Source organism: Exiguobacterium flavidum (assembly GCF_003344535.1).
Taxonomy (GTDB): Bacteria; Bacillota; Bacilli; order Exiguobacteriales; family Exiguobacteriaceae; genus Exiguobacterium_A; species Exiguobacterium_A flavidum.
Genome location: NZ_QPKS01000001.1, coordinates 1 through 25,601, shown reverse-complemented (window position 1 = coordinate 25,601; position 25,601 = coordinate 1). Strand labels below are relative to the sequence as shown.

Sequence of the window (25,601 nt, the reverse complement as noted above, 5' to 3'; positions counted from 1 at the left end):
CCTTAGTTAAGTACGATGTATTCTCGGCTGACTTCCGTGTGCAGATAAGCACCTTCGATGACGTTGCCGATCGCGGCGCCGATCGCAGCCATCACATCTTGCGCAAGGTCGGACCGCAGACCTGCAAAGCGGCGCTTCGCGACGACCTGGTCACCGTTAGCCGTCACTTTGTCAAGTCGCTCGTAAGCGACGACGAGACTTGCCTTCAATTCTTTTTGCATCATGTGTATCACCTCCTTCGCCCCTATTGACAGGGCTTGGGAATAATATGTTCGAAAGGGGACGGAAAATGATTTGGCTTCGATTTTTAAGAAGGATCTCATTCGTCAGGATGAGGACGCTTGGTATCCTTTCACTCCTGTTCGTAGGACTTGCTTCACTGTTCATGTACGCAGTCGAACCGGAAACGTTCACTACATACTTCAGAGCACTTTATTGGACGATGACGACCGTCGTCACGGTCGGGTACGGGGATTTCTTCCCGAAAACCGATACAGGAAGATTCATGACGATCTTCATCTATATCGTCGGAATCGGAATCGTCGGCGGACTCATCTCAAAGCTCGTCGACGGAGTGCAGCTCGTTCGTGAAAAAAAGGAGAAAGGGATGTTGGATGTGAAGGAAACGAACCATACGATCGTGTTCGGATATGGACGCAGGTCACGTCAAGTGATCGACGCGCTGCTGGAGAAGGAGGAGGTCGTCCTGATCGACGACTTGGAGCGGGAGCCGTTCAGTCATCCGAACTTCCACTATGTTTGCGGGGACCCGGCGCTAGAGTCGACGCTTACGCGCGCCAACATCAAGGAAGCGAAACGGGCGATCGTCCTCGCTAAGCATGACATGAATCCGGCGCTTGCCGACGGTCGTACGTTGCTGATCGCAGCAAGCATCGAACGGGCCAATCCGTCGATCTATACGATCGTCGAAATGATGCTCGAGGAGCACCTCGACAGTTTCGAACAAGTCAAAGTCGACGAGGTGCTCCTCGGTGACGAGACGATCTCAAGGATGGCCATCCTTGCCGCACATCATCCCGGGATGACCGGCGTCATTCAGAACATGTTGACGAAAGACGGTGAAGGTCTGTTCATGATCGAGGCTCGGCGTGAATGGCTGACGTACCGTGATGCGTTCATCGCCTTGCTTGATGAAGGCGCAACACTCATCTCAGACGGAAAACATCTCGACCTTAATCAACGACTATTAGAAAAAATACCTCCAAATTCTTCCTTGTTTGTATTGTGTCACTCAGATACAGCAAAAAAACTGGGTGGAAAGTAAAAATAGAGGATTAACTTAAATCCTTTTCGGGTATAGTAAATCAGTTTACTGTGCAGAGGAGAGTTATGATAATGACTAAACAACAACCTGATTGGATACAAGAATTATTTTGGACGCTCGACAAAGGAGAAATCGGAACAATCCCGAAGTTCTTATATACAGCACTCACACTCGAACCGGAATACTTCACGAAAGCTGTCAACCGGACGAATCAGCGTCTTGAGACAGAAAAGCTGAACGAGTTCGGTGAACTTGCGACCGTCATTCGCCAGTTTTTCATTACTGCAAACCCGTCCGAAGAGTCATGGACGATCGCATGGAACGAATTGATTCGGACACTTGCGCACTTCATCGATGAGGTGGAGGCACAACAATTATTCAAGGAACATGTCGATTTGATTGATTGGTGGTCAAGTGAATCTCTATTGTCACTTCAAAGTTGGCTGACGATATTTGATTACGCCGAGCGGGTCGACTCGCTCGAACAGTTCTCGAGCTATCTGCCGGACATCTTCGAGAGCTATGCGATCGAGACCGCGAAAGACAAGGCTTTTGCCCGCCTTGCCTGGTATGCGATGGCGAGTGGCCAACAGGATTTGCTCAGCCCATACCTCGAGCGGATCGACCAGACGGAAGACGCTTCCATCCGGTCGATCAGAGATCCGAAATTACTCGATCAAATTGAAACGACGCGCGTCTTTATGTTAGAGTCAAAGAGGAATCAGCCGATTGAATTGATGTTTGATCGGAAATGGACGCTGTGACTTGAAAGAGGTTTTTTGACATCATGTGACTACACGAATTTGCGACAAGGGGTGTAGTGAATGGTACACGTCAATTTGCCGACTGGGGATTACGTCGTTCTCGTTGAAATCAATAAGGAAGTCTTGCTTTGCCAGTCATTGGACGAGGCAGACAAGGCTCCTCGGGAACGCTATGAATTGGTGGGTCGAATGAGTGAGAGATTGCCGGCGGAGGTGATTGGCCCTTCGATCGCGGATTTCGTACGTTTTGCGACAGGCTTCATCGGTGAGGCCGTCGTCTGGGATCCGGACGAAGAGGCTTTTTTCTGCCAACAGTTCGAGACGTTTGACGGTTCGCCCCTCGGAGAGGATCTCGAAGGGATTGACGCCACCCGGTGGCGGGCCGTGCTTGCTCGTTATTATTCCTATGTCACGATTGGTCGGATCATACCTTTTCAAGTGAGCGGTGAATCGGAAGGCACTGTCCCTTTTTGATGTAGCTTGCGGCGTGCTTCCATCACACCATCGAACTGATCAATGAGAGAAAGGGTAGGGACACCATGAAAAAACATCTCGCACTACTCACGCTAACACTCGCCGTCAGCATGCCGACCTCAGCACTCGCGAATTCATATTATGTGAAGTATGATGCGTCCTTTACGAACGAAGAAAAGAAGGCGTGGATGGCCTCTGAAGGCTTGCAGGAAGTGCGGCCGCTCGAACAGGCTGGATTCAGCCTCGTCGAACCGATCAAGCCGTTCGGCAAGAATAATCCTGAATTGATTGAAATCAAGACCGTCGAGAAATCGATGGATACGAGTCAGTTAAAACAGAAATATTTGGACCAAGCACATATTCCGATGAATTGGAAATATACGAAGGGCAAGTCAGACATCAGGGTGGCTGTCATCGATGATGCGATCGATACGACTCACCACGAGTTCAAGAACGCCATTTACAAGACGACCACGCTTTCTGGTCCGAAGAAGGCTGACGACCATGGGACTCATGTCGCTGGTATCATCGGAGCGCGGGCTGACGGAAAAGGTATCGTCGGTGTCGCTCCTGGCGTGCGACTGATTGGCATCGATGTTTTCGATGGCGATTACGCGAGCTCGATCGACGTCGGTAACGGCATCTTGTATGCGATCAACAACGGCGCTGATGTCATCAATTTGTCGCTCGGCCAATATGAGCATGATAAATACATCGAAAGTGCCGTCAAGAAAGCCGAAGCCCGGAACATCCCGGTCGTAGCGGCTGCTGGAAACGACGGCAAGAAGGGTCTCCTCTTTCCGGCGACGATGAAAGAAGCGATCGCCGTCGGATCGATCAATACGTTCGGCAGCATCTCTGCCTTCTCCAATTACGGAATCGGACTCGATCTGATGGCTCCGGGGGAAGGCATGTACTCCTCGATCGTCGGGAATCGTTATGGCTTCATGGACGGTACGTCGATGGCGACACCGGTCGTTTCAGGCGTGATCGCCCTCATGAAGTCGATCAATCCGTTCATGACGAACGCGACAGTCGTCAGCAAGGTGAACGCGACTGCGACTAAGAAATCAGGTGATACCGTGTTACGTTACGGTAATGGCCGATTGAACGCCGGTGTCATCGCGACCGTGCCTGCACCGATCTCGAAAATCATCGTCCCTAAGACCGCACAAGCAAAACAGAGCTTCAAGTTCAGTTATTCAGAATGGTCGACGGCAGTCTCGTACGTCCGCATCTACAAGGATTCAAAGTTGTTGAATACATTCGTCGAGAGAAAAATTAGAGACGGGGTCTACAGTCACACCTATACACCTCAAGCGAAAGGCACTTATCGCATCGAGTTTACGTCGAAACTCGGACGTCACGTGCGTACGACAGCTCGGGATGTCATCGTCAACTAATTTAAAAATGACCACCTATATATAGGCGGCCACGAGAAAAGGCTCAGCGCTCGGCTGGGCCTTTTCCTTTTTTATAGATGATTTCAGGATTTTCAATCACCGGACCTGTCCAGGTGATCTTCGCTTCCATCTTATAGCCGTTGTCATCCTCGTGGACGAAAGACAGTCTGCCAGCCTCGATCAATGCGAACATGCCATATCGTACTTGATCCGCCCATGAGCGAAGCGTCATCGCCTCGTCATAGAGTGGGATGTACTCCGGGAAGCGCTCGTTCATCAGTGCGATATCGTGCTGGTCGAAATGATAACTGCGTTTCGACAGCTCATCTGGAGTTTTGACATTGAACGGCTCGAACGCTTGAATAAGCGCGTCCTGCCGGTAAAAGGCGAATATTCCGTTCCGGAGATGCAGTGCCTTGATCTCGTCAATCTCGATCAAGAACGTCAGTCGTTTGACAACGCGTCGATCCGTGCTCGAACGTCGTTTTTTCATAATAACAGACCCCCTTCTAAACCATTGTACTATACCGCGTAGACCGGATGAACGCAAATGTTCCGATTCCTTGTATGATTCCAGGAAGAACACTTGCCTGTTTTCATAAAATAGGGTAAACTGTGTAACAGTGACTATGTTGGTTCGGACAATCGCGGGGTGTTTCGACACTTTGAGGAAAGTCCATGCTCGCACAGCCTGCGATGGCTGTAGTGATCGTGCTGCACGAAAAGATAAGTGCAGGCAGCGTCGTGCTGACGGCAGAGGGAACGCCTAAGTCTTTGGATATGGCCGAAACCTCTTGAAAGTGCCACAGTGACGGAGCCTTATTGGAAACAGTAAGGGTGGAACGAGGTAAACCCCACGAGCGAGAAACCCAAATTAGGTAGGGGAATTTCCAAGGCGGAACTGAACGCCGAGGAGAGCGTACGAGTTTTCGTACGGAGATAGATGATTGTCGCCCGCGTGTGAGGTTCAAACCGTTTGCAACACTAGGGAACAGAACATGGCTTACAGGACCACATAGGCAGTTTTTTAAACATGAACGGGAGTCCAGGTCCTACTGGGCTCCTTTTTTGATGAAATTCAATGATAAGGTAATTGACGAAGGAGAGTGTCAGACAATGGCTAAACGGCTGGTGATCGCGACTGCTGCTATGGGAATCGAGGCGCTTGTCGCAAAGGAAGTGCGCGCGCTCGGATATGAATGTACGGTCGAGGACGGGAAAGTCTATATCGACTGCGAGATGGAGGACATCCCGCGCTTGAACATGTGGCTGCGTACCGCAGACCGGATCAAGCTCGTCGTCGCGGAATTCAAGGCGACGACGTTCGAGCAACTGTTCGACCGCGTCAAAGCACTGCCATGGAGCGAATTGATGCCATGGGACGCGAACTACATCGTCAACGGCCGTTCAGTCAAATCGAAGCTGTTCTCGATCCGCGACTGCCAAAAGATCACGGAAAAGGCGATCGTCTCGCACATGCAGGCTGCCTATAACAAGGGGGACGAGTGGTTGCCGAAGACCGGCGCCTCATTCCCTGTAGAGGTCGCACTCCTCAAGGACATCGCGACTTTGACGATCGATACGTCAGGAGAAGCGCTCCATAAGCGCGGCTACCGCGAGTTCCATTCGGCGGCGCCGCTCAAGGAGACGATGGCGGCTGCGATGATCATGCTGTCGAATTGGAAGCCGGACATGCCGTTCTATGACGTCTTCACCGGATCAGGTACGATCGCGATCGAAGCAGCGTTGATCGGCCGCAACATCGCACCGGGGATCAGCCGAGAGTTCGTCTCGCAGGAGTGGAAGTGCATCCCGAAGCAAGCGTGGACGAATGCGATCAAGGAAGCGAACGAGAAGGCGGAATGGGACAAGCCGCTCAAGATCTATGCGAGCGACGCGGACCCTGAGATGGTCAAGCTCGCGAAGAAGAACGCGGAGCTCGCAGAAGTACGTGACGCGATCAACGTCTCACTGCGCGACGCCGCGGACTTCAAACCGAAAGAGGATTTCGGCGTCATCATGGGGAACCCGCCGTACGGTGAGCGGCTCGAGGATGAGCGGGAAGTCCGTCAGCTCTATCGCCGCCTCGGCAACGCCTACAAGGAGTATCCTTACTACAGCGTCTATATGATCACGTCCTACGCCGAGTTCGAGAAGGCGTACGGCTTGCCTGCGACGAAGCGCCGTAAGCTCTATAACGGGAACATCGAGGTCCAGTTCTACCAGTATTATGGTCTCCGCCGGAAAAGACCGCAGTCTTAAGCCATTTCTAGAGATTACAAAGTGACCAGTTCCCACTCAGTTCCCACTTTTTATTTTTTTCTGCCGGAACTCATGAACCGCTCTGTGGAGCGGTTCTTTTTTTATGGATCACTTGGGCGGGTAGGATCATCGCAAAACGCTTTTGATGGTGATGATTCACATTGTGTAGTATAATGGAATCAGGAAGACGCAGGAGACGCGAGTCGCCACTTTCGCCTTCCTACGCCCGGCTTTCGAGCCGGACAGGCCTACCTTTGGCGAGGTAGGCTTTTTTCATACATATTTGGAGGAGGCGGTGAAGTTGGATCACGGGAAGCTACTCAGAGAATCGTTCAACGGAACGAAACATCAGCTCAGCGGACACGGGAGACGGAATGTCTCCGTGTTGAAGGAAGCGTTCGCCAACGTCGATGGGGAGACGTCGAGCGACATGTATGGCAAGGGCGAAGTCATCGAAGCGTTCGAGCGGAAGATGGCGCAACTGCTCGGCAAGGAATCGACCGTCTTCTTTCCGAGCGGGACGATGGCGCAACAGATCGCGCTTCGAATCTGGTGCGATGAGTTGGGAACGAAAAAGGTCGCCTATCACCCGCTCGCGCACCTCGAGATCCACGAGGAGGACGGACTGAAGGAGCTCCATGGCATCGAGACGGTGCTGCTCGCGGACGAGACGCGTCTCGTCGAGCTGGCGGATGTCGTCGCCATGGAGGACGTCTCCTGCCTCTTGCTCGAGCTCCCGCAGCGTGAGATCGGCGGCCAGTTGCCGAGTTTCGAGACGCTCGAGGCGATCGCCTCCCACTGTAAGGCACGCGGCATCAAGCTCCACCTCGACGGGGCTCGACTGCTCGAAATTCTCCCGTACTACGGTAAGTCGGCGAGTGAAGTCTGCGAATTGTTCGACAGTGTCTATTTGTCGTTCTACAAAGGGATCGGCGGCATCGCCGGGGCGATCCTTGCCGGGAGCGAAGGGTTCACGGAACGCTCGAAAGTGTGGAAGCGGCGCCACGGCGGCGATTTGATCAGCCTCTATCCCTACATTCTGTCCGCTGACCATTATTATGAAAAGCGTAAGGACAGGATGGCATCGTACTATGAGGACGCGAAGCAGCTCGCAGAACGGTTCAACGCCGTCCCGGGAATTCGGACGATGCCGAACGTGCCGGTGTCGAACATGTTCCATCTGCACATCACCGGTTCGAAGGAAGAGATTGCGACGAAGCTCGCAGAACTCCAGCGATCGACCGGAATCGGCGTGGCGGGTTACCTCGTCGAAAAAAACGGGTATTGTTCGACAGAACTCAGCCTGGGGGACGCGTACCGCGAACTTGACGGCCCGGCCATCGATCATCTGTTCACGGAGCTCGATCGGCTGATGTGAACCGGCAGTCGTCCGCTAGTCTCTCTACCACTTTCGAGGGTTCACCAAATCAAAAAAGAGATGAGGGATAGCCGATGCGATACACGGTCATCACAGGAGCAAGTTCAGGAATCGGATATGAGACGGCGAAAGTGCTCGCGGCGAAAGGGAAATCGTTGGTCCTCGTCGCCCGGAGAACGGACGAACTGGAGAAGTTGCGTGATGAAGTCAAGGCACTTTCCGATGACAGCGATGTCATCATCCGCTCGGTCGACCTGACCGAATCGAAACAGGTCCATGACCTCTATGACTCCCTGAAGGAGCTCGATATCGAGACGTGGATCAACAACGCCGGGTTCGGGGACTTCAATCAGGTCAAGGACGTCTCCGTCCCGAAAATCGAAAAGATGTTGCGCCTGAACATCGAGGCTTTGACGGTGCTGACGAGCCTCTACGTGCGGGATCATCATGATGTCGAGGGGACGACGCTCCTGAACATCTCGTCAGGCGGAGGCTACCAAATCGTGCCGAATGCCGTCACGTACTGCGCGACGAAATTCTTCGTCAGCGCCTATACGGAAGGGCTCGCCCAAGAATTGATGCAGTCCGGTGCGAAGCTGCGGGCAAAAGTCTTGGCGCCTGCTGCCACGGAAACGGAATTTGCCGACAGATCTCGCGGTCAGTCCGGCTTCGATTACAGCAAGAATGTTGCGAAATATCATACGGCTGCTGAGATGGCTGGCTTTCTCGATCAATTGCTCGAAAGTGATGCGATCGTCGGGATCGTCAACCCGGAAGATTATTCGTTTGAACTGCGCGGACCGCTCTTTCCGTATGTCGGGGTGAACCGGTGATCTGACGTCGGGGGCAACATGATAAGAAACATTTTTGCCGCGATGAGGCGGTAAGGCGATCAAAGGAGGGAATCCGATGCTGTCTAAAAAACGACTCGACCTTCTCGGTGCATATGTCGCACTGGCAATCTATCTCTCCGCGATTCTCGTCTTCCTCGCCCGGCTGTCCGGCGGGACGCGTCTCGAATACTGGCTAGGCGTGTTCGAGTTGTGTCTAGCCCTTCCGCTCCTGTTGTTAGTCGGGACGAGCCGCGTGTTTCATCGGTCAACGCTGTATGTCCTGCAAGTCAGCCTGATGCTTGCCTGGCTCTTGATGGAGTACATCCTCGATTTCCGCTTGCAAAGCGACTTTCGGAGCGACTTGCCGATCGTGATTCTCTACGTGATGCTGTTCTTCGCCGGGACTGGCGGGATGATCGGCGTCGCGTCACTCGCCGGGCGGTCATTTGGCCGGATCTCAATCGTTCTCTTCCTGCTCATGGCGGTACTTGCTTTCCTGCAACGGTACGTGACGGGCCAATGAAAAACATCGCCACCCTCTCCGGCTGTCCGTCAGCAGAAGAGAGTGGCGATGTTTTTTTGTGCTTGCATCAGTTCGCGGCGGCGTTCGACTGGGACGCTAGCAGCTTCTCGATGTCCGGGATGATCGCTTCCGGTTTCGTCGTCGGGGCGTACCGCTTGACGACCTGACCGTCCTTGCCGATCAAGAACTTCGTGAAGTTCCACTTGATCACACTTCCGAGCAGACCCTTCTTGGCGTTCGTCAAGTAGTCGAACAACGGATGGATATTAGCGCCTTTGACGTCGATCTTCGCGAACAGCGGGAACGTCACGCCGTGATTGAGCTTACAGACGCTCGTCATGTCCTTGTCCTCGACCGGTTCCTGATTGTTGAACTGGTTGCTCGGGAAACCGAGTACGGCAACGCCCCGGTCCTTGAATCGCTGGTGGATCATCTCCAGACTGTCGAATTGGTTGGCTAGACCGCACTCGGTCGCCGTGTTGACGATCAGGACGACTTGGTTTTCATAACGTCTCAGTGAAACCGTTTCGTGTCCGGTTGTCAGTACTTCGAAATCGTGGATGGAAGTCATCTCATACACTCCTCGTCGATGGAATTTGCGGCGATTTGCCTCTACCTATCATAGTAGGGGAGGTGAGGTGGAGACTCCAATGATTTGTTTGAGCGATGTGTTTTATATTCCTTGATTAGAATATTCTGAATCGGGTATATAGTTAAGGAAGGGAAGAGGGCCAATGACAGACATGATGCTTACGACACTGAGCGCCTTATCCGACCCGACTCGCTTGCGAATCGTCGAATTGCTCAAGGAAAGACCGCGTACGGTCAACGAAATCGCAGAGGCACTGGACATACGTCAACCGCAGACGTCAAAGCATTTGAAAGTGCTCAACGAAGCAGGAATCGTCGGGATGGAGATCCTCGGGAATCGGCGGCGTTACCATCTGTCGCCGCTTCCGTTCCGGCTGCTCGAGGCATGGGCGAGTGGATTCAAGGACGTGGCGGGCGGCAGGTTGGACCGACTCGATGACTACCTGAAGGAAATCAAGAGGGAGAGGGGAATGGAGGATGAAGGAGATGCAATTGAACACACGAACGGAAGGCGCGGTCCTGATTCTTGAACGGATGTTCGAAGCGCCGCGCGACCTTGTATTCGAAGCCTATTCGAATCAAGACCATCTCGAACGGTGGTGGGGTCCGGAAGGATGGGAGACGGATATTCACCAGTTCGAATTCAGACCTGGTGGCATCTGGCACTATTGCATGCGTTGCGTCGACGAGACGCAAGGAGAGTTCTTCGGGATGGAATCGTGGGGGAAAGCGGTGTTCCGGAAAATCGATGCGCCGACATTCCTCGCCTATACCGACTACTTCTCGGACGCGTCTGGAACGCTTTCAGATGAGCTGCCAAGCAGCGAGATCGAAATCGATTTCGAAGAGAAGGATGGCGGGACGCTCGTCATCTTCCGCTCCGACTTCAAGACGGAGGAGGGCTTGCGGCAAGTGCTTGACATGGGGGTCGTCGAAGGCTTCAGCAGCCAGCTCCGCCGGTTGGACGAGCTGCTCGCAACCGCGAACTGAACGGATAGCGTCCAGCGCAAGCTGGGCGCTTTTCTTTCGCGTGCTCGCCGAGCTATGATGATTGAATAAGGCAAGGATGGGGTGACGATGTGAAGATTGGAATACTAGATCAGGTGCCGTTGCATGAAGGGATGGATGTCAAGGAGACGGTCGAAGCGACACTGCGGCTCGTCAAGGAGGCGGAGCGTCTCGGCTATTCGAGATATTGGTTCGCGGAGCATCATAATACGAACGGATTGCTCAGCGCAGCACCCGAGCTGTTCATCGCACGCGCCGGAGCGGAGACGTCGACGATCCGTCTAGGGGCGGGCGGCATTTTGCTCCCGCAATACAATCCGCTCAAGGTCGCAGAGACGTTCTCGACGCTTTGCGCGTTTTTCCCCGGACGAATCGACCTCGGCGTCGGACGCTCGCCCGGTGGCAGTGAACGGACCCGGCTCGCACTGACGGACGGTGCACCGAACGACTTCGAAAAATTCCCGCGTCAGCTTTCAGACGTGATCGGCTACCTGGGGGATACGCTGTCCTTTACGCATCGCTACCGGACGGTCAAGACGACGCCACGCGGGCAGGAAGTGCCGCCGGTCTGGCTGCTCGGTCTTTCGCCCGAAAGCGGCAAGCTCGCGGGAGAACTTGGAATCGGACTTGTCTTCGGCCACTTCATCAATCCGGACAAATGGGAAGCGACGCTTTCCGCGTACCGCACGCATTTCAAGGCAGGTCTGTTCGAGACGCCGCGCGTCCTCGTCTGCGTCTTCGCGGTCGCAGCGGATACGCAGGAGGAGGCGGAGCGGCTTGCGCGTACGCAAGACAGCTGGGTCCAGAACATCAAGCTCGGCCATTCCATCGTCCCGACGCCTGAGAAGGCAGGTGTAACGCGTTCAGACAGTGAGGAGCGGCAGATGGCGCGGGAGAGGCGGCGGATGCTCGTCGGGACGGGCGAGGACGTCGTCCGCGGACTCGAAGCACTCGCGGCGAAATACGAGACAGACGAGTTCCTGTTGATCAACAACGCACACGGTCAAGAGGCACGCCTGACATCATATGCGCTGATCGCACGCGCTGCCGGGTTGGCCGTGAACTAGATCCAATGATTCGGCGGGCCGATTGCCATGAAACAAGAACGAAAGGAATGATTAGATGAAAATTTCAACTGCGATCATCGGAGCCGGGGTGAGCGGATTGTACGCAGCCTCTTTGTTGAACAAAAGCGGACAAGCCGTCACCGTGTTCGAGACCAGGCAACGGATCGGCGGGCGTATCCTGAGTGAACCGGTCTCAAGCGCCCGAGGAACACATCTGTTCGACCTTGGACCGACCTGGTACTGGCCGGAGTCTGAGCACACGATCTCAAGACTGGTAGACGAATACGGCTTGACGGCGTTTTCGCAGCCGACGGCAGGCGCAATGGTACTCGAGCGTCAGGCGGGAAGGGTCGAGCACCATGTATTGCCAAAGGAAAGCATTGTCCCTTCGAACCGTCTCGAAGGGGGGATGACGACGCTCGTCGAAGCACTGGCGCGCCAGTTGCCGCCCGGGACGATTCTTCTCGGAACGAAGGTCACTGCGATTCGACAAGCTGAGGACCGGGTTGCCGTCACGTATACGGATGAGCAGGGCACCTTGACAGAACTGTACGACCGGGTCGTCTTAGCGCTGCCTCCACGTCTTGTCGATCACATCGCGTTTGAACCTGCCTTGAGCGGAACACTACGCGCAAAGTTGAATGAGACGCCGACATGGATGGCCGGACAGGCGAAAGCGATCGCCGTCTATGAGACGCCTTTTTGGCGGGAGGAGGGGCAATCCGGCTTCGGCATCAGTTGGGTCGGACCGCTTCAGGAAATCCATGATGCTTCCCCAACCGAAGGACCAGGCGCCTTGTTCGGTTTTCTCCGCCTCTCGCCAGAAGAGCGGCAGCGAGTGGGTGAAGCGGGTGTCAAGGCTCGTGTCCTTGAACAACTCGTGCAACTGTATGGGACGCAAGCGAATCATCCTATTGCGTTTCTCTACTATGACTGGTCGGCCGACATTGCGACGGCGACAGCGGAAGATGCACTGCCCTTGACTGACTTCCCTGTCTTTCGACCGATCGAGGGTGATGACTCTTGGCAAGACAGGATTGCGTTTGCTGGAACGGAGACGAACGGCGAGTTCGGCGGGCATATCGAAGGGGCGCTGCGTTCGGCCGAGCGGATCGTCTCCCGCTGGATGGATTGAGCGGAGGCGTTCATCTTCACGAGATTCGAATATCGAAGAGCACCAGACAAAGAGAAGGTCCGGAACCCGCGTGCATGTCGGGTTCCGGACCTTCTCTTGTTCGTTATCTAGATGGCGAAGCGGGTCCGCTCAGCCGAGCGACAGGTATTTGACCTCGAGGTAGTCCTCGATGCCGTAGACGCCGCCCTCCCGGCCGAGACCACTCTCCTTATAGCCGCCGAACGGTGCCTGCGCAGCGGACGGCGCACCGTCGTTCAGACCGATGATGCCATATTCGAGCTTCTTCCCGAGCAGGAGTGCCTCGTCGATCCGTTCCGAGAACGCGTAAGCGGCAAGCCCATAAGGTGTATCGTTCGCGCGTTCGATCACTTCGTCGATCGTCTTGAAGACGGAGATCGGCGCAAGCGGTCCGAACGTCTCTTCCTGCATGCACAGCATGTCCTCAGTCACACCGGTGAGGACGGTCGGCGCAACGAAGTGACCGACCGATTCATCGATCGTTCCGCCGGTCAAGATCGTCGCCCCCTTCGCGACGGCGTCGTCGATATGGGCTTTGACCTTCGCGACGGCTTTCGCGTTGATCAACGGTCCGATCGTCGACGTCGCGTCGAGGCCGTTCCCCGTCTTCAGCTGCTCGACCTCGGCGACGAACCGTTCCGTGAAGGCATCGAGGACGGATTCCTGGACGTAGAACCGGTTCGTCGCGACGCATGCTTGGCCGCCATTGCGGAATTTCGAGCGAATCGCGCCTGCGACGGCCTTCTCGATGTCCGCATGCTCCGTGACGATGAAGGGCGCGTGACCCCCGAGTTCAAGGGACAATTTCTTCATCGTGTCCGCCGCCTGGCGCATGATGAGCTTCCCGACGGCCGTCGACCCTGTGAACGTGATCTTCCGGACGCGCCGGTCGGCTTGCCAGATACCGCTGATCGTTTGGGCGTCTCCGGTCAGGACATTGACCGCACCAGGGGGGATGCCGGCTTCGTGCGCGAGCTCGACGAGACGGAGCGCCGTGAACGGCGTCTCTTCCGACGGCTTCAGGACGACCGTACAGCCGGCTGCAAGCGCGGGGGCGAGCTTGCGGGTGATCATCGCAGCGGGGAAGTTCCAGGGTGTGATGGCCGCGACGACGCCGACCGGTTCTTTTTCGACGAACAGCCGCTTCCCGGGCACGGATGCCGGAATCGTCTCCCCGTAGATCCGCCGCGCCTCTTCCGCGTACCAGCGGACGTAGTGGTTCCCGTAATCGATCTCACCGAGTGCCTCGGCGTAAGGTTTCCCTTGTTCGCGCGTCATGATGGTCGCGAGCTCCTCCCGGTGTTGGGTGATCAAGCGATACCACGCGTCGATCTTATCCGCGCGTTCGTCTGCCGTCTGAGCGGACCAGCTGATGAACGCCTCGCTTGCCGCGTCGACGGCACGTCGTGCGTCCGTCTCCGTGCTGCTCGGCACCTGTCCGAGCAATTCCTTCGTCGCCGGATCATAGACCGGAATCGTCGCTTCCGTCTCATACCAGACCCCATTCACTACATTACGTTCAATCATGTCAAGCACCTCCAAGGATTTCGTTACTCGTTAAGTAAACACCTTTGGACTGGGGTTGTGTACTTCCATTTCGATCGGTCGCGGTAACGAAATGGAATGGCGGGTCAGCCGATCAGTTCGAGCAAGCTCGCATGATGCGTCTGATCACGCGTGACGAGCGAGATTTCACGGTCGACCTCAAAGCCCGTGATCGAAAGCGTCTTGATTTCTGAAGGCATCCCGTTCTGGAAGATTTCCGGCAGGATGGCGATTCCGAGCTGCTCGCGAATGAACCCGAGAACGCTCGATCCGAACTCCATCTCGGCAGCGGCGGTATAGGAAGCGCCGCGTTCAGCGAACGCGCTTCGCAAGATGTTCGTCGAGTCGCAGTCGACCGGGAGCGACAGGAATGGAACGTCCTTGATCTGTTCGAAGCCGACATCCGAACAGCCGCTGAACCGGTCGTCATCCTGATGATGGAACAGCAGGAAGCGTTCCGTGAACAGGTGGGTCGACGGATAGGGGTGCTCGATTTGTCGATCATCAAGCAGGACGGCATCGTAGAGATGCTGCTCAAGGCCTGCCATCAGCTCCTGGTACGTATGCGCGGTCTTGATTTTGAGCTCGGGTGCTGATTCGGCAGAGGTTCGAGCAGCGAATCGATGGGGCAGATAGGACATGGCGACGCTCGGCCAGGAACCGAGCGTAAGCGAATGCCGCTCCTTCGACGACTGAATCCTCCGATGAATCGATTGCAGCTGATTGAGCAGGACCGCACCTTCCTGAAAGACCAGCTCACCTGCAGGCGTCAGCGTGACGCCTGTCGTCGAGCGGTTCAAGAGCGGGGCATCGAAGTACTGTTCAAGATTCTTGATCTGTTTGCTGAGAGCGGGTTGCGTCATGTGCAACAGCTCGCTCGCTTTCGTCAGACTGTTCGTTTCAGCCGTGGCGTGAAAGGCCTCTAACCATTCTGTCCTCATCGTTCCATCTCTCCATCTCGTTTGCATGTCTCATGAGGATAACTCACTACGGTCCGGGAGACAAACGATTCAATCTCCGGTGGTCAAAGACGTCAAGGATCAGGAAGCCGGGAAGTGGGCGCAATGAGGATGAGAAGCAGAAAAAGGTCGAGCCTCGCTGCAGAAAATAAGGACAGCCCGTCAAGCCGGCTGTCCTTATTTTTTCATTTCAAAATCCTTGAATCGTCATCCCGCCGTCGACGAACAGCGTCTGGCCGTTCATGTAGCTGCTCGCGTCGGAGGCGAGGAAGACGGCAGGACCGACGAGTTCTGAGAGCTCGCCGACACGCTTCATCGGCGTGACGGCATGGATCTCCGCCAGGTAGTCCGGATCCTGAAGCAACTTCTCGGTCAACGGTGTCTTGAAATACCATGGACCGATCGCGTTGACGTTGATGCCATGCTTGCCCCATTCGAGCGCAAGCACCTTCGTCATCTGGATCAAGCCGGCCTTAGAGGCTGCATAGACGACACCCGTCCGAAGCGCGACGTGACCGGCGACGGACGAGATGGTGACGATCTTGCCGGCCTTCGCCTCGACCATATGGCGACCGACTGCCTGCGAGAACATGAAGGCGGACTTCAAGTTCGTGTCCATGATGCGGGACCATTCCTCATCCGTCGCGTCAAGTGCACTCGATCGGATGTTCATGCCCGCGTTGTTGACGAGAATGTCGATCTTGCCCGTCAGGCGAATCGCCTCGCTGACGGCGTGTTCGACTTGCACGCGGTCCGTCACGTCGGTTTTGATGACGAATGCCTTTTTGCCGAGGGTTTCGATGCGCTCTGCCGTCTCGAGCAGGTTGCTTTCCGTGCGGGCAATCAAGACCACGTCCGCTCCGGCTTCAGCCATGCCGATCGCGATCGCTCTGCCGATTCCTCTTCCTGCGCCCGTGACGAGGGCGGTTTTGCCGTCTAGTCGAAATGATGGGAGATACATGGCGACACTTCCTTTTCATGAGATCATTCATCTCATTGTACCGAATCCGGAAGAGAAAGGAAAAGGTGGAAGAAAGGGCGTGAGCAGACGGAGGAATATTTCCTGATTTTCGGGAAGTATAGTAGGGTGCGCGATATCTTCTTCAAGAAGGAATGGAGCGCGACAGGAGGGGGAACAGGATGAAAGCACTGTTTTTGCTGTACGAAGGGTACGTAGACTGGGAAATCAGTGTCCTGAGTGGAATATTCAAGATGACGCAGATGGAAGCCGATACGGTAGCCGTCACGCGGCACGTCCGTCACGTCGGCGGTTTCAAGGTCGAGGTCGATCACCTGCTGGCCGACGTCGACCCGTCACAATACGACGCCTTGATCATACCTGGAGGGGAGCCGTTGCCGCTCGCGAAAGAAGGGAACATCAAAGCGTTGATCCAAGCATTCCATCAGCAAGACAAGCTGGTGGCGGGCATCTGCGGCGGGACGGTATATCTCGCTGCAGCCGGTATCCTTGAAGGCCGGCCCTATTCGACGTCCATCGACAGTGACGAACATCTCGCCTTCTTCGAGCGGGAAAGACGCAGCGCAGGCGACGTGACGATCGACCGCAAAGTCATCACTTCGGAGGGGAATGCCTACGTCGAATTCGCGATCGAGGTCAGTAAGGCGCTTCGTTTATTCCGAGACCGGGAAGATGAACTGGAGACGGTGCTGTTCTTCAAGAATGCATTACGAGGCTGAACATGTGGAGGAGGAAGAGCTATGGATGATGTGATGAAACGCCGAATGATGGCAGGTGTGATCGATGAGGTGGTCAATAATGTCGCTTCTGAAGTCGTCGAGCAGGTCGTACTGAAACGAATCAAAAGCAAGACTTTCCATGCGCTCGTCACGAAGACCGTCGTCAGCTGGGTCATCGAAGGTGTCCAGCTGAAACTGATGAACGGACAGACGCTCGGTGACCGGGCACTCAAGCTTCGTGTGCAGAGCACGAACGGTTTGCCTTTGACGACGGAGCAGATCGTCAAACGGATCCTCTACCGGGAGACGGTCGCACCGCTCAAGCTCTTCAAGGACCGCTCACGCTACATGGAAGCGGGGGCAAGGCTGCCGCAGGATGAATATGCGGAGACGATCGTCGTGAAAGTATGAACGAGAAGAGGCTGCCCAAAGACCAAACGGTCAAGGGCAGCCTCTTCTCGTCAGGAAAGATCGTCCGTGTCATGAAGCAGGAATTCATCCCTCGAACGGCATTGGCCTAGTTCCGTCCATGTCGGTGAAATCGTACTTCATCGCTAAATCAGCCACCATCATCACGCTTCCGGTAAGCTCTGATACTGCCGCGTCTGCAGCCAGTCCGACTACCGCCCGGCCCACATAGGCGGTCGTCTCCGTCGTTCCGTCCTTTGGTCCATACCCCGCGTCGGCGACGCGCTCCGTCCTCATCCATCCCGGACAGACCGCTACGGCGGAAACCCCGAATTCTTTCAGCTCACTCGCCATTCCGAGTGTCATGCGGTTAATCCCGTTCATGGCCAAATCATAATAGAGATTGCCTGAAATCTGATCCTTGATGAAGAACGTGATATTCACGATCAGGCCACGTTCGCTTCGTCTCAACAAGGGGACGGCGTATCGAGCCGTCATCAGGTATGCCTTCGGTCCGGCGACCATCATCGCGTCCCAGTGCTCAGGCGGCCGTTCCCAGAAGCGTCGCCCGGATCCAGGCGGAAGGGAGCTCTCGGATCCGCCAAAGACGCTGTTGACCAGAATATCGATGCGGCCGTGCGCGCTCTCGATTTGATCAAACAGGTCTTTGACGTCATCCTCGTCCGTATGGTCACATCGGATCGCGATCCCCCTTCCCCCTCGCAAGGAGACGCCTTCTGCAGTCTCCTCGATCGTTTCAGACCGGTCATCGGTCGTAGCGCCGGTGATGCTTCGACCCGTTACGTATACCGTCGCGCCAGCACTGCCGAGTTCGAGGGCGATGCCTCTGCCTGCTCCGCGAGATGCGCCGGTAACGACGGCAATCATGCCGTTCAATGGTTTCATCGTTCGTAACCCCTCCGATGATGTAATGGTGCTCATTTTCGTGATCATCGACCTTCTGGCCACAATTCATCGGTGATCGACTTCATGTCTTCTCCGCCCAGCTTGAACGTCAAGTCCCGCTTTCGATCATACAGATAGACGTCGGTCTTTTTCATTCGAGGATGCAAATAGACCTCGAATTGCTGCGTCTTGGCTCCGTCCCCGATCGTCAGATAAGGCAACTCCGCAAGTTCGCCGAGACGATCAGCCTCTGTCGCGTCCTTCTTCAAGGCGACATAAAGCTTCTTCGCCGTCTCGGTCGTGACGATGTTGATGTCCGGATAGACGAGTTGTCCATCTGTCGAGAGCGACGTCTTGTGGGCAGCTGCGTATACCCCCACCTTTCGCTCCGGGAAGGAAGGTTGTTCAGTCACTGTACCTTCAGGCAGTTCAAGCGAGTAGCGCAATCGCACTTGTATTTTCTGTACCATGTCCCCATCCTTCTTCAAGGTGACCTCGGCGAATACGACCTCATCGTCGGCGTTCAGCGATGGGGGAAGCGGAAGAAGCTTGATCTTCTTGTTGATCCCTTCATCGAAGTAAGCGACCGGATTCGTCATGATCGTCCGTTCGTCCGGATAGAACCCCCCTGATTCGACGGTGAGCCCGTTGACGCCGTCACCATCTGAACGAAGCCAAAGCGTCAACTCGTTCAGTGTCGGTGCAAGTGGGACGTGATAGACGTATTCCGGCTTGTTGATCAAACCGTCCGCGCTCTCGATGACTTCTGCCGTCATCAGCAAGTGTCCTTCAGCCGGCAGGGAGAAACGAGTCATCGTGTCTATTTCGAAGATCTGATTGATTTCGTCCTCTTTCATGAAGCGGTTTTGCTCTACAAGTTCACGTTTGGCCTCAGGCTTGACCGGTAGCAGGGTGACCTTGTTCGGTGAAAGCTGATCATCCTTCTGCTCACCTCTTCTTAATCCGCTGATTTTATCCGGGTCGATCCGTTTATAGAAGCCATCTTTTTGTCGCTCCCGGCAGTAAACATAGAAATTCTCTCCCGCGCCAAAGAACGTGACCATGGAATAACTGTAATCAGTCATCATCATCAGACTCGGTTTTCTTGTGAGATAATAGCTGTCGAGGACACGGTGGTCGTCCGGCAACTTGATCGATTCCTTTTTCGAAGTGCAAGCCTCGACCAGATAGGCGATCGATTTTTCACCGAGTGCGGGACGGGAATCCGTTTCGTTCATGTCTCCGAAATGTTCCGCCCGCCAAAGCTTCGGGTCGACTTCCAGTTTGAGTGCGGCAGGGGAGCTTGCGCATCCAGTGAGCAGCAGGGTGCTGATTGCCATCAGAAGCGTGAACATGTTCCTTTTCATATGTACGTCCTCCTCTTATAAGAGTTCATAATACTAATATTTGACAATAATGTCTCAATTCCTCTTACGAACTTATCGTCCAGGACAGATATGAAAAAACCTCCGCGCAAGAAGGCGGAGGAGGAGAAAAAAATCTGTCTGCTCACTGAGCAGAGATAGCACGGTCGACAGGATAGAGCGATAAATCGATCTCAAGCTCTTCTCCGAGAGCGAGGCGGGACAGTTCCCGGCCGAGAAACGGACCGATCGTCAGACCGGAGGCGCCGAGCCCGTTCGCGACGATGACATGTTCCTGATCGGGCAGGTGGCCGATGATCGGCAAGGAGTCCGGTGTGTAGGGACGGAAGCCGACGCGAGTCGCAGTCAGTTCAGCATCGCCAGCCTTCGGCATCAGGGCGATCGCCTTCTGCAGCAGCTCGACCTGCCCCTTGATCGTCGGGCGGGTGTCGAAATTCGTCGTCTTTTCATGGGTCGAGCCGAGCGTGATCCCATTCTGGGTCGGCAGGACATAGAGTGCGTGGGGAGCGATCAGTACCGGACTTGAGGTCTCGCTGGCTTCAGGCATCGACAACTCGAGCAGCTGCGCCTTCTCGAAGCGGACATCGATCTCTATTCCGGCAGGGGCGAGCAGTGAAGGCAACCATGCCCCTGCTGTCAAGATGATACGGTCAGCATCGAAGATCTCCTCACCGATGAGAACACCTGTGATGCATCCGTTTTCCTGGACGAGAGTCGCGTCGGACGTGATGTAGCGCGTTCCTAGCGAAATCGCCTGGCGCACGAGCGCAACGCGCAAGGCGCGTCCGTCGACGCGCGCTCCTCCTGCGACGTGCAACCCTTCCATCTCCTCGGTCTCGATCAACGGAAAGCGTCGCATTGATTCCGCGAGAGAAAGGCGCTCGACTTGTCCCATGCCCGGTGCTTCTGCCATCCTCGACTCGGTCATCGCCTCCATCTTATCGATTTTACCCGCGTCCTGGATGGCGAGGGCGCCGACCTTGGCGTATCCTGTCTGTGTCTCACCGAGCGAAGCGAGTTCCTCGATCAAAGATGGATAGAAGTGAGCCCCCTTGTTCGCGAGGAAATACCACGCCTTGTTTCTGCGCTGTGTCATCCACGGACAGATGATGCCGGCAGCGGCATCGGTCGCGCGGCCCGGTTCTTCCCGGTCGATCAACGTGACGTCCGCTCCGTCCCTTGCGAGATGATAGGCAGTCGACGCGCCGAGAATGCCGGCGCCGACGATGATGATTTTTTTCAAAAGAATCAAACCTTTCATGTTAAAGTGCTGTAATCCATATTATAGGACGCCCGGAGAAACTACAATGTCCGGAAAGTGAGGAAGTCCTATGGAGTTTCGGTACGCGCATTTCACACAATTAAAATGGTTAGAATGTTTCACCCAGTGGAATCATACCCTTACAGGCATAGAAAAAATTTTTCCAGGCGAGCTTCAACTACTTTGAAGGAGGGGAAAGCAATGAACATCGGAAAAGCCATCGTACGCAAACGGTACACGGATCACTCTCTGTTCTATTCTGCCATCCTGATTTGGAAGTTGCTCTTCTTCCTGCCCCTGCTCGCTTTCTCGCCGAACACGGAAAATCATGTGTTCAGTCTTTACTTCGTGCCGTATCTGCTCATCATCGCCGCATTCCGCATCATGACGTATTTCGCCAGCAACAAGGCATCATTCATGGAGGCGACGGAGATGGGGCTCGCCGTCTTTTTGATCATCGCTGACTTCTACTTGATCTGGTACTTCCAGATTCCGATCCCGTTCGGCATGATCATCATCCTTTTGTCGATCCTGCACATGACCGCAGCGTTCAGCCGGTTCCGCTGGTTCCGCAATCGCCTCTGGCTCAGTCGTCACATCGAGATACTCGGATACTTGACGGAGCAAGGGGAGACGCCGACCAAGATTTCGGTCGTCGGGGAGGACGAGATGCTCGTCACGACGAAGAGCGGCCGGGAATACACGTACCGCCATGTCTACTGGAGCGGATTCTATTTCGAGAAGGGTTGAATGGCGCTTCTCTCCAGCGAGTCGCGTCCCGTATAACGGGACGTGGCTTTTTTCTTGAATCATGGGATAATGAAAGAAAAATGAAGGAGCATACATAAATGATTCGAACTTTACTGATCACAGATGCTGACGAGGTGATCCTCGACCCTTCCTTCGACCGGATATTCGCGCCTGACGTGAAGTGGTACTGGGTCGATTTCAATCAGCCGACGGAAGAGGAACGCCAGCTGCTTGCGACGAGATTCAACTTCCATCCGCTCGAGATCGAGGATTGTTTTCATTTCTTGCAGCGGCCAAAGCTTGAATACTACGAGGATCACAGCTTCTTCGTCCTGCATGCGATCGAGGAGGAGACGCTCGACAGTCTTGAAGTGAACCTGTTCGTATCGAACAGCTTCCTCGTCTCCTACCATGAACACATGGTGAACGAACTCGATACCGTCTGGAAGCTCTTCTCGAAGACGAATCAGCATCGCCCGCACCTGTCACTTGAGATCACGCATAAGATCATGGATAAAATCGTCGATGCCTACTTCCCGATCGTCCACTCGCTCGAGGATCAAATCTTCGCGTTAGAGGGGCGCTATGAGAACAAGGGTGGCGATAAGGGGATCATCGAGGACATTTTCGACATCCGCTCCGACCTGCTCGAACTCGCCCGCACCGTCATCCCGATGCGTGACTTGCTGTACCGGGTCCTCGAGTCGAAGCGCCTGTCGATCCAAGAACACCGAAAAGCCTTCTTCCAGGACATCTATGACCATCTGATCAAGCTCAGCGGGATGATCGAATACAATCGAGAGATGACGTCAGAGCTCCGGGAGAACTTCGTCTCACTCAACTCCTACCGGATGAACAACATCATGAAGACGCTCACCGTCATCACGACGATTTTCATGCCGCTGACGTTCATCGCAGGGGTTTACGGGATGAACTTCGAGAACATGCCGGAACTTCGCTGGAAGTACGGCTACTTCCTGACGCTCGGTGCCATGCTGCTGATCGGTGTTTCGATGGGCATCTGGTTCAAGAAGAAGCGCTGGTTCGAGGAATAGGGGGAAGCGAATGGAGATCAGGCAAATCAACTACTTTTTGGCCGTCGTCGAGAATGGATACAATCTCTCGAGGGCTTCGCGGCACCTCCATGTCTCGCAACCGGCTCTCAGCCAGATGATCCGGGAGTTCGAAGAGAGTGAGCGGGTCGAATTGTTTCGGCGCAAGAATGGCCGTCTCGTCGGACTGACCGATGCCGGCAGCCAGTTCTATGAGGACGCAAGGCAAGTGATGACGATGCATAGTTTGATGATGCGACACATACGTGAGGAGACGCAGTTGATCAGGGGGAAGGTCCGGCTCGGCATTCCGCCGGTCATCCTTCCGGCATTGTTCTCGACGCTCATTCCGAAGCTGATGCGCGAACATCCGGGAATCGACCTGGAAATCGTAGAGGAAGGTGCGTATGAATTGAAGAAACGGCTGCTCGCGGAGGAGCTTGACCTCGCCGTCCTGATCGAACCTGAAAAGGTGTTCGGCCTCGAGCAGCACCGGCTTGTCGCGGACGAAGTCGTCGTGGCAGTGCGTCCGACCCATCCGCTCGCAAAAGGAAAGACGGTGACCTGGAAGGCGCTCGCAGAGCAGCCGCTCGTCATCCTGAACGATTCATTCATGCTTCATCATCAAATACTCAACCATTTCAGGAAGGCGGAAATCGATCCGCGGATCTTCTTTACGTCGGGAGCCTGGGACTTGCTGATCGGTATGGTTCAGGAGCTCGACGTCGTCTCGATTCTCCCGGAACCGATCTTGACTTTCCATCACGCGGAAGACATCTGTATACTGCCGTTCGAACCGCCGATGACTTGGGATGTCTCGCTCTGCCACGTCGAACATATCCACCATCGCCCGGTCGTCCAGTATGTCGAAGAGTACATACTCGATTTCTTCCACACGTTCTGGCCGAATTGAATGCATTTCTCATTGAGGGTGACTCAAAAGTAGAACGATCACCTCTCTCTAATGAATGAAAGACAGCGCGTTTTCGAGGATTTTTCTCGAAAACGCGCTGTCTTTTTCCTTGCCTTGCCTCTTTTTCAATCGATTTACCTCATCGCTACGGTTGTATTAACTAGTTTCCGGAGGTTATGTGCGGTGGCTGCCAGTCCGAACTCCAGAGAGGCCCCTTCGAGGCCAAGGAGCCGAAATCGCCGGAAGCCCCAATTGGACTTGATCGAGCCGAACACGGGCTCGACCTCGATCTTGCGTCTTGCTGCGATGGCCCTCCCGGTCCCGGATTCCAACTTCTCCTTCATGGCGCGTTTGAGCCGAAGCCATCTCGAGGAACGGCGCACCGTCTTCCGGGGCTTCTCGAAGGAACGCTCGGAACGGCGATGGCGGATGCAGTCATCGAGGAACGGGCAGCCGACACACTCGTCGCACACGTACACCGCTTGCTCGATGACAAACCCGGAACCGGTCTGTTGGCGACGGGTTCCGGAGCGTCGGAGTAGTTTGCCGGCAGGGCAGGTCAGCGTGTCGGTCGTTTCGTCGTGTGGCCATTTCTCCGTCACGAACGCGTCCTTCGCGTAGCTCCGTTTCTGTTCCTTGGCATAGTTGTTGTACTTGACGAGGGCATCATATCTTAGCTCATTCAGCGCGAGAAAGTTCTCCTCGGACCCGTATCCGGCGTCCGCGATGATCCGTTTCGGCCGTCGGCCGAGCGGTGCGAAGAAACGTTCCATCCCCTCGAGGTGTGGGACGAGGCAACGGGCGTCCGTCGGACGCTGATGGACGCTGTAGAAGAGGACGACCTGGTTCTCGGTCGCCATCTGGACGTTGTACGCGGGCTTGAGCTGGCCGTTCCTCATATGATCATCCTTCATCCGCATGAACGTGGCGTCGGGGTCCGTCTTGCTGTAGCTGTTCCGGTCGTCTCCACAGGTCGCGAGCTGCGTGGCGTAGCGCGCTTGCCGCTCGATCCACCCGTCGACCTGCTTGGCGGCCTTCTTCAGTTCCCGGTCCTTCGGCGCCTCGGCGAGGCGCTCGCCGATCAGTGCGCGTCCGAGCCCGAGTTTCTCCTCGAGCGTCTCCGGCATCTCCACGCTCTCGTTGCCTTCCTCGAGGATCTGGCGCATCAAGCCGTCGAACTTCTCCTCCATCTTGCGCTGGTGAGATTGGACGCCTCGTTTCCAGGTGAACGTGTAGCGGTTCGCGCGGGACTCGATCTTCGTCCCGTCGACGAAGTAGTCCTCGAACTTCACCTCGCCACGATCGATCAGGAGGCCGAGGACGGCGCGGAACACCTCCCCGAGCAGCGCGGCCATCGGTCCCGTCCGGAACCGGTTGATCGTGTTCGCGTCCGGGCTCTCGAGCGCGGCGAGCCACATCATCGGGAGGTGCTCGTGGAGAAGGCGCTCCATCCGTCGCCCGGAATAGACGCCGACGGCGTAGCTGTAGACGACGACCTTCGTCATCATTTTCGGGTGATAGCGCGGTCGGCCCATCGTCTTGCAGTGGGCGAGGAAAAGGTCCGCGTCCATCCCCTCGATGACGGCGTCGACGAGCCGGGCCATATGCTCTTTTGGTACATACTCGTCGAGCGTGATTGCGCTCTGACGGCGGTTCGTATTATAGTGACGGTAGAGGGCGGCTCCGGTCTGCTCTCGCATGGTCCTCATTCCTTTCATGGTTGTTTCGCAGCTCCATTGTACAAGGGATGAGGGCTTTTTTCATGCGCGCCAAAGGTGCGCGGCAGAGTGTCTCGGAAGAGATGGCAGAGCATAGAAAAATCCGACCGTCCCGAGAAATAAATCGGGACGGTCGGATTTTTTTGTTCAGACAGGGCAGGCATAGTCGCCGCTCGACTCCGACGGGAAGATGAAGCGCGATCAGCGCTTCAGTCAGGGACAGGCGAGACCCGGCACGGCCGCAGGGAGTGCGGTCCGGCCGCGG

General features: G+C 55.3%; 27 protein-coding genes and 1 other RNA gene. 18 read left to right on the top strand and 10 right to left on the bottom strand.

Annotation, left to right across the window (positions count from 1 at the left end; all coding sequences use genetic code 11):
* Positions 1–2 precede the first annotated feature (2 nt).
* The gene (locus DFG60_RS00140) at positions 3–224 is read right to left on the bottom strand and encodes a DUF1659 domain-containing protein (RefSeq protein ID WP_114569705.1); all 222 of its coding nucleotides are present in this window, start codon (positions 222–224) and stop codon (positions 3–5) included.
* A gap of 65 nt (positions 225–289) precedes the next feature.
* Here DFG60_RS00140 and DFG60_RS00135 point away from each other — a divergent pair, with 65 nt between their 5' ends.
* From DFG60_RS00135 to DFG60_RS00120, 4 genes are all read left to right on the top strand, one after another.
* Positions 290–1,285 (top strand): potassium channel family protein, encoded by a 996-nt coding sequence (locus DFG60_RS00135; RefSeq protein WP_232818568.1) that lies wholly within the window; start codon positions 290–292, stop codon positions 1,283–1,285.
* A gap of 71 nt (positions 1,286–1,356) precedes the next feature.
* Complete coding sequence (locus tag DFG60_RS00130) at positions 1,357–2,049, top strand: hypothetical protein (protein WP_114569703.1); 693 nt, start codon at positions 1,357–1,359, stop codon at positions 2,047–2,049.
* 60 nt (positions 2,050–2,109) lie between these two features.
* Complete coding sequence (locus tag DFG60_RS00125; protein WP_114569702.1) at positions 2,110–2,523, top strand: hypothetical protein; 414 nt, start codon at positions 2,110–2,112, stop codon at positions 2,521–2,523.
* Positions 2,524–2,588: 65 nt separating this feature from the next.
* Entirely contained in the window at positions 2,589–3,926 is a 1,338-nt protein-coding gene (locus DFG60_RS00120) for a S8 family peptidase (RefSeq protein ID WP_114569701.1), read from the top strand.
* 43 nt (positions 3,927–3,969) lie between these two features.
* On the opposite strand, the gene DFG60_RS00115 is transcribed toward DFG60_RS00120, so the two are convergent.
* The gene (locus DFG60_RS00115; protein WP_114569700.1) at positions 3,970–4,419 is read right to left on the bottom strand and encodes a hypothetical protein; all 450 of its coding nucleotides are present in this window, start codon (positions 4,417–4,419) and stop codon (positions 3,970–3,972) included.
* A gap of 140 nt (positions 4,420–4,559) precedes the next feature.
* Here DFG60_RS00115 and rnpB point away from each other — a divergent pair.
* From rnpB to DFG60_RS00090, 5 genes are all read left to right on the top strand, one after another.
* An RNA gene (gene rnpB / locus DFG60_RS00110) (RNase P RNA component class B) lies at positions 4,560–4,937 on the top strand.
* Between the two features lie 105 nt (positions 4,938–5,042).
* Positions 5,043–6,188 (top strand): THUMP domain-containing class I SAM-dependent RNA methyltransferase, encoded by a 1,146-nt coding sequence (locus DFG60_RS00105; RefSeq protein ID WP_114569699.1) that lies wholly within the window; start codon positions 5,043–5,045, stop codon positions 6,186–6,188.
* Positions 6,189–6,489: 301 nt separating this feature from the next.
* A complete protein-coding gene (locus tag DFG60_RS00100) occupies positions 6,490–7,566 on the top strand; it encodes a threonine aldolase family protein (RefSeq protein ID WP_114569698.1) in 1,077 nt (358 codons plus the stop codon).
* Positions 7,567–7,640: 74 nt separating this feature from the next.
* On the top strand, positions 7,641–8,399 hold the full coding sequence (locus tag DFG60_RS00095) for an SDR family NAD(P)-dependent oxidoreductase (protein WP_114569697.1): 759 nt from the start codon (positions 7,641–7,643) through the stop codon (positions 8,397–8,399).
* A gap of 76 nt (positions 8,400–8,475) precedes the next feature.
* Positions 8,476–8,922: a hypothetical protein gene (locus tag DFG60_RS00090; RefSeq protein ID WP_114569696.1), complete on the top strand. Its 447-nt coding sequence runs from the start codon at positions 8,476–8,478 to the stop codon at positions 8,920–8,922.
* Positions 8,923–8,989: 67 nt separating this feature from the next.
* Here DFG60_RS00090 and DFG60_RS00085 read toward each other — a convergent pair whose 3' ends face one another.
* On the bottom strand, positions 8,990–9,493 hold the full coding sequence (locus DFG60_RS00085) for a glutathione peroxidase (RefSeq protein ID WP_114569695.1): 504 nt from the start codon (positions 9,491–9,493) through the stop codon (positions 8,990–8,992).
* 172 nt (positions 9,494–9,665) lie between these two features.
* On the opposite strand from DFG60_RS00085, the gene DFG60_RS00080 reads away from it, so the two are divergent.
* The 4 genes from DFG60_RS00080 (at position 9,666) to DFG60_RS00065 (ending at position 12,723) form a co-directional block, all read left to right on the top strand.
* On the top strand, positions 9,666–10,043 hold the full coding sequence (locus DFG60_RS00080) for an ArsR/SmtB family transcription factor (RefSeq protein ID WP_114570001.1): 378 nt from the start codon (positions 9,666–9,668) through the stop codon (positions 10,041–10,043).
* Positions 9,991–10,503 carry an SRPBCC family protein gene (locus DFG60_RS00075; RefSeq protein WP_114569694.1) on the top strand — a complete coding sequence of 171 codons (513 nt, stop codon included), beginning with the start codon at positions 9,991–9,993 and terminating at the stop codon, positions 10,501–10,503. Before DFG60_RS00080 ends, DFG60_RS00075 begins: the two co-directional genes overlap by 53 nt.
* A gap of 89 nt (positions 10,504–10,592) precedes the next feature.
* On the top strand, positions 10,593–11,588 hold the full coding sequence (locus tag DFG60_RS00070) for an LLM class flavin-dependent oxidoreductase (RefSeq protein WP_114569693.1): 996 nt from the start codon (positions 10,593–10,595) through the stop codon (positions 11,586–11,588).
* A gap of 55 nt (positions 11,589–11,643) precedes the next feature.
* Positions 11,644–12,723: a flavin monoamine oxidase family protein gene (locus DFG60_RS00065; RefSeq protein WP_114569692.1), complete on the top strand. Its 1,080-nt coding sequence runs from the start codon at positions 11,644–11,646 to the stop codon at positions 12,721–12,723.
* Between the two features lie 129 nt (positions 12,724–12,852).
* On the opposite strand, the gene DFG60_RS00060 is transcribed toward DFG60_RS00065, so the two are convergent.
* From DFG60_RS00060 to DFG60_RS00050, 3 genes are all read right to left on the bottom strand, one after another.
* Positions 12,853–14,268 carry an NAD-dependent succinate-semialdehyde dehydrogenase gene (locus tag DFG60_RS00060; RefSeq protein ID WP_114569691.1) on the bottom strand — a complete coding sequence of 472 codons (1,416 nt, stop codon included), beginning with the start codon at positions 14,266–14,268 and terminating at the stop codon, positions 12,853–12,855.
* A 104-nt stretch (positions 14,269–14,372) separates the two neighbouring features.
* Positions 14,373–15,227 (bottom strand): LysR family transcriptional regulator, encoded by an 855-nt coding sequence (locus DFG60_RS00055; RefSeq protein ID WP_114569690.1) that lies wholly within the window; start codon positions 15,225–15,227, stop codon positions 14,373–14,375.
* A gap of 208 nt (positions 15,228–15,435) precedes the next feature.
* Entirely contained in the window at positions 15,436–16,206 is a 771-nt protein-coding gene (locus DFG60_RS00050; RefSeq protein ID WP_114569689.1) for an SDR family NAD(P)-dependent oxidoreductase, read from the bottom strand.
* A 179-nt stretch (positions 16,207–16,385) separates the two neighbouring features.
* On the opposite strand from DFG60_RS00050, the gene DFG60_RS00045 reads away from it, so the two are divergent.
* On the top strand, positions 16,386–16,943 hold the full coding sequence (locus DFG60_RS00045; RefSeq protein ID WP_114569688.1) for a DJ-1/PfpI family protein: 558 nt from the start codon (positions 16,386–16,388) through the stop codon (positions 16,941–16,943).
* Positions 16,944–16,964: 21 nt separating this feature from the next.
* Positions 16,965–17,354, top strand: coding sequence for an RDD family protein (locus DFG60_RS00040; protein WP_114569687.1), 390 nt, complete (start codon positions 16,965–16,967; stop codon positions 17,352–17,354).
* Between the two features lie 84 nt (positions 17,355–17,438).
* Here DFG60_RS00040 and DFG60_RS00035 read toward each other — a convergent pair whose 3' ends face one another.
* The 3 genes from DFG60_RS00035 to DFG60_RS00025 all read right to left on the bottom strand — a co-directional run bounded on the left by DFG60_RS00035 (position 17,439) and on the right by DFG60_RS00025 (position 20,885).
* A complete protein-coding gene (locus DFG60_RS00035) occupies positions 17,439–18,257 on the bottom strand; it encodes an SDR family NAD(P)-dependent oxidoreductase (protein ID WP_114569686.1) in 819 nt (272 codons plus the stop codon).
* A 44-nt stretch (positions 18,258–18,301) separates the two neighbouring features.
* Positions 18,302–19,624, bottom strand: coding sequence for a hypothetical protein (locus tag DFG60_RS00030; RefSeq protein WP_114569685.1), 1,323 nt, complete (start codon positions 19,622–19,624; stop codon positions 18,302–18,304).
* A 142-nt stretch (positions 19,625–19,766) separates the two neighbouring features.
* A complete protein-coding gene (locus DFG60_RS00025) occupies positions 19,767–20,885 on the bottom strand; it encodes an NAD(P)/FAD-dependent oxidoreductase (RefSeq protein WP_114570000.1) in 1,119 nt (372 codons plus the stop codon).
* Positions 20,886–21,104: 219 nt separating this feature from the next.
* On the opposite strand from DFG60_RS00025, the gene DFG60_RS00020 reads away from it, so the two are divergent.
* From DFG60_RS00020 to DFG60_RS00010, 3 genes are all read left to right on the top strand, one after another.
* Positions 21,105–21,653: a hypothetical protein gene (locus DFG60_RS00020; protein ID WP_114569684.1), complete on the top strand. Its 549-nt coding sequence runs from the start codon at positions 21,105–21,107 to the stop codon at positions 21,651–21,653.
* 98 nt (positions 21,654–21,751) lie between these two features.
* The gene (corA, locus tag DFG60_RS00015; RefSeq protein ID WP_114569683.1) at positions 21,752–22,708 is read left to right on the top strand and encodes a magnesium/cobalt transporter CorA; all 957 of its coding nucleotides are present in this window, start codon (positions 21,752–21,754) and stop codon (positions 22,706–22,708) included.
* Between the two features lie 10 nt (positions 22,709–22,718).
* Positions 22,719–23,618, top strand: a complete 900-nt coding sequence (locus tag DFG60_RS00010) for a LysR family transcriptional regulator (protein WP_114569682.1) — start codon at positions 22,719–22,721, stop codon at positions 23,616–23,618.
* Positions 23,619–23,752: 134 nt separating this feature from the next.
* Here DFG60_RS00010 and DFG60_RS00005 read toward each other — a convergent pair whose 3' ends face one another.
* Complete coding sequence (locus DFG60_RS00005) at positions 23,753–25,318, bottom strand: IS1182 family transposase (RefSeq protein ID WP_157964450.1); 1,566 nt, start codon at positions 25,316–25,318, stop codon at positions 23,753–23,755.
* Between the last annotated feature and the right edge of the window lie 283 nt (positions 25,319–25,601).

Excerpts from the sequence above, each read along its gene's own strand:
- DFG60_RS00140 (WP_114569705.1), bottom strand. The coding sequence starts at position 224 with ATGATGCAAAAAGAATTGAAGGCAAGTCTCGTCGTCGCTTACGAGCGA.
- DFG60_RS00135 (WP_232818568.1), top strand. The coding sequence starts at position 290 with ATGATTTGGCTTCGATTTTTAAGAAGGATCTCATTCGTCAGGATGAGG.
- DFG60_RS00130 (WP_114569703.1), top strand. The coding sequence starts at position 1,357 with ATGACTAAACAACAACCTGATTGGATACAAGAATTATTTTGGACGCTC.
- DFG60_RS00125 (WP_114569702.1), top strand. The coding sequence starts at position 2,110 with ATGGTACACGTCAATTTGCCGACTGGGGATTACGTCGTTCTCGTTGAA.
- DFG60_RS00120 (WP_114569701.1), top strand. The coding sequence starts at position 2,589 with ATGAAAAAACATCTCGCACTACTCACGCTAACACTCGCCGTCAGCATG.
- DFG60_RS00115 (WP_114569700.1), bottom strand. The coding sequence starts at position 4,419 with ATGAAAAAACGACGTTCGAGCACGGATCGACGCGTTGTCAAACGACTG.
- DFG60_RS00105 (WP_114569699.1), top strand. The coding sequence starts at position 5,043 with ATGGCTAAACGGCTGGTGATCGCGACTGCTGCTATGGGAATCGAGGCG.
- DFG60_RS00095 (WP_114569697.1), top strand. The coding sequence starts at position 7,641 with ATGCGATACACGGTCATCACAGGAGCAAGTTCAGGAATCGGATATGAG.
- DFG60_RS00090 (WP_114569696.1), top strand. The coding sequence starts at position 8,476 with ATGCTGTCTAAAAAACGACTCGACCTTCTCGGTGCATATGTCGCACTG.
- DFG60_RS00085 (WP_114569695.1), bottom strand. The coding sequence starts at position 9,493 with ATGACTTCCATCCACGATTTCGAAGTACTGACAACCGGACACGAAACG.
- DFG60_RS00080 (WP_114570001.1), top strand. The coding sequence starts at position 9,666 with ATGATGCTTACGACACTGAGCGCCTTATCCGACCCGACTCGCTTGCGA.
- DFG60_RS00075 (WP_114569694.1), top strand. The coding sequence starts at position 9,991 with ATGAAGGAGATGCAATTGAACACACGAACGGAAGGCGCGGTCCTGATT.
- DFG60_RS00065 (WP_114569692.1), top strand. The coding sequence starts at position 11,644 with ATGAAAATTTCAACTGCGATCATCGGAGCCGGGGTGAGCGGATTGTAC.
- DFG60_RS00060 (WP_114569691.1), bottom strand. The coding sequence starts at position 14,268 with ATGATTGAACGTAATGTAGTGAATGGGGTCTGGTATGAGACGGAAGCG.
- DFG60_RS00055 (WP_114569690.1), bottom strand. The coding sequence starts at position 15,227 with ATGAGGACAGAATGGTTAGAGGCCTTTCACGCCACGGCTGAAACGAAC.
- DFG60_RS00050 (WP_114569689.1), bottom strand. The coding sequence starts at position 16,206 with ATGTATCTCCCATCATTTCGACTAGACGGCAAAACCGCCCTCGTCACG.
- DFG60_RS00045 (WP_114569688.1), top strand. The coding sequence starts at position 16,386 with ATGAAAGCACTGTTTTTGCTGTACGAAGGGTACGTAGACTGGGAAATC.
- DFG60_RS00040 (WP_114569687.1), top strand. The coding sequence starts at position 16,965 with ATGGATGATGTGATGAAACGCCGAATGATGGCAGGTGTGATCGATGAG.
- DFG60_RS00035 (WP_114569686.1), bottom strand. The coding sequence starts at position 18,257 with ATGAAACCATTGAACGGCATGATTGCCGTCGTTACCGGCGCATCTCGC.
- DFG60_RS00030 (WP_114569685.1), bottom strand. The coding sequence starts at position 19,624 with ATGAAAAGGAACATGTTCACGCTTCTGATGGCAATCAGCACCCTGCTG.
- DFG60_RS00020 (WP_114569684.1), top strand. The coding sequence starts at position 21,105 with ATGAACATCGGAAAAGCCATCGTACGCAAACGGTACACGGATCACTCT.
- corA (WP_114569683.1), top strand. The coding sequence starts at position 21,752 with ATGATTCGAACTTTACTGATCACAGATGCTGACGAGGTGATCCTCGAC.
- DFG60_RS00010 (WP_114569682.1), top strand. The coding sequence starts at position 22,719 with ATGGAGATCAGGCAAATCAACTACTTTTTGGCCGTCGTCGAGAATGGA.
- DFG60_RS00005 (WP_157964450.1), bottom strand. The coding sequence starts at position 25,318 with ATGCGAGAGCAGACCGGAGCCGCCCTCTACCGTCACTATAATACGAAC.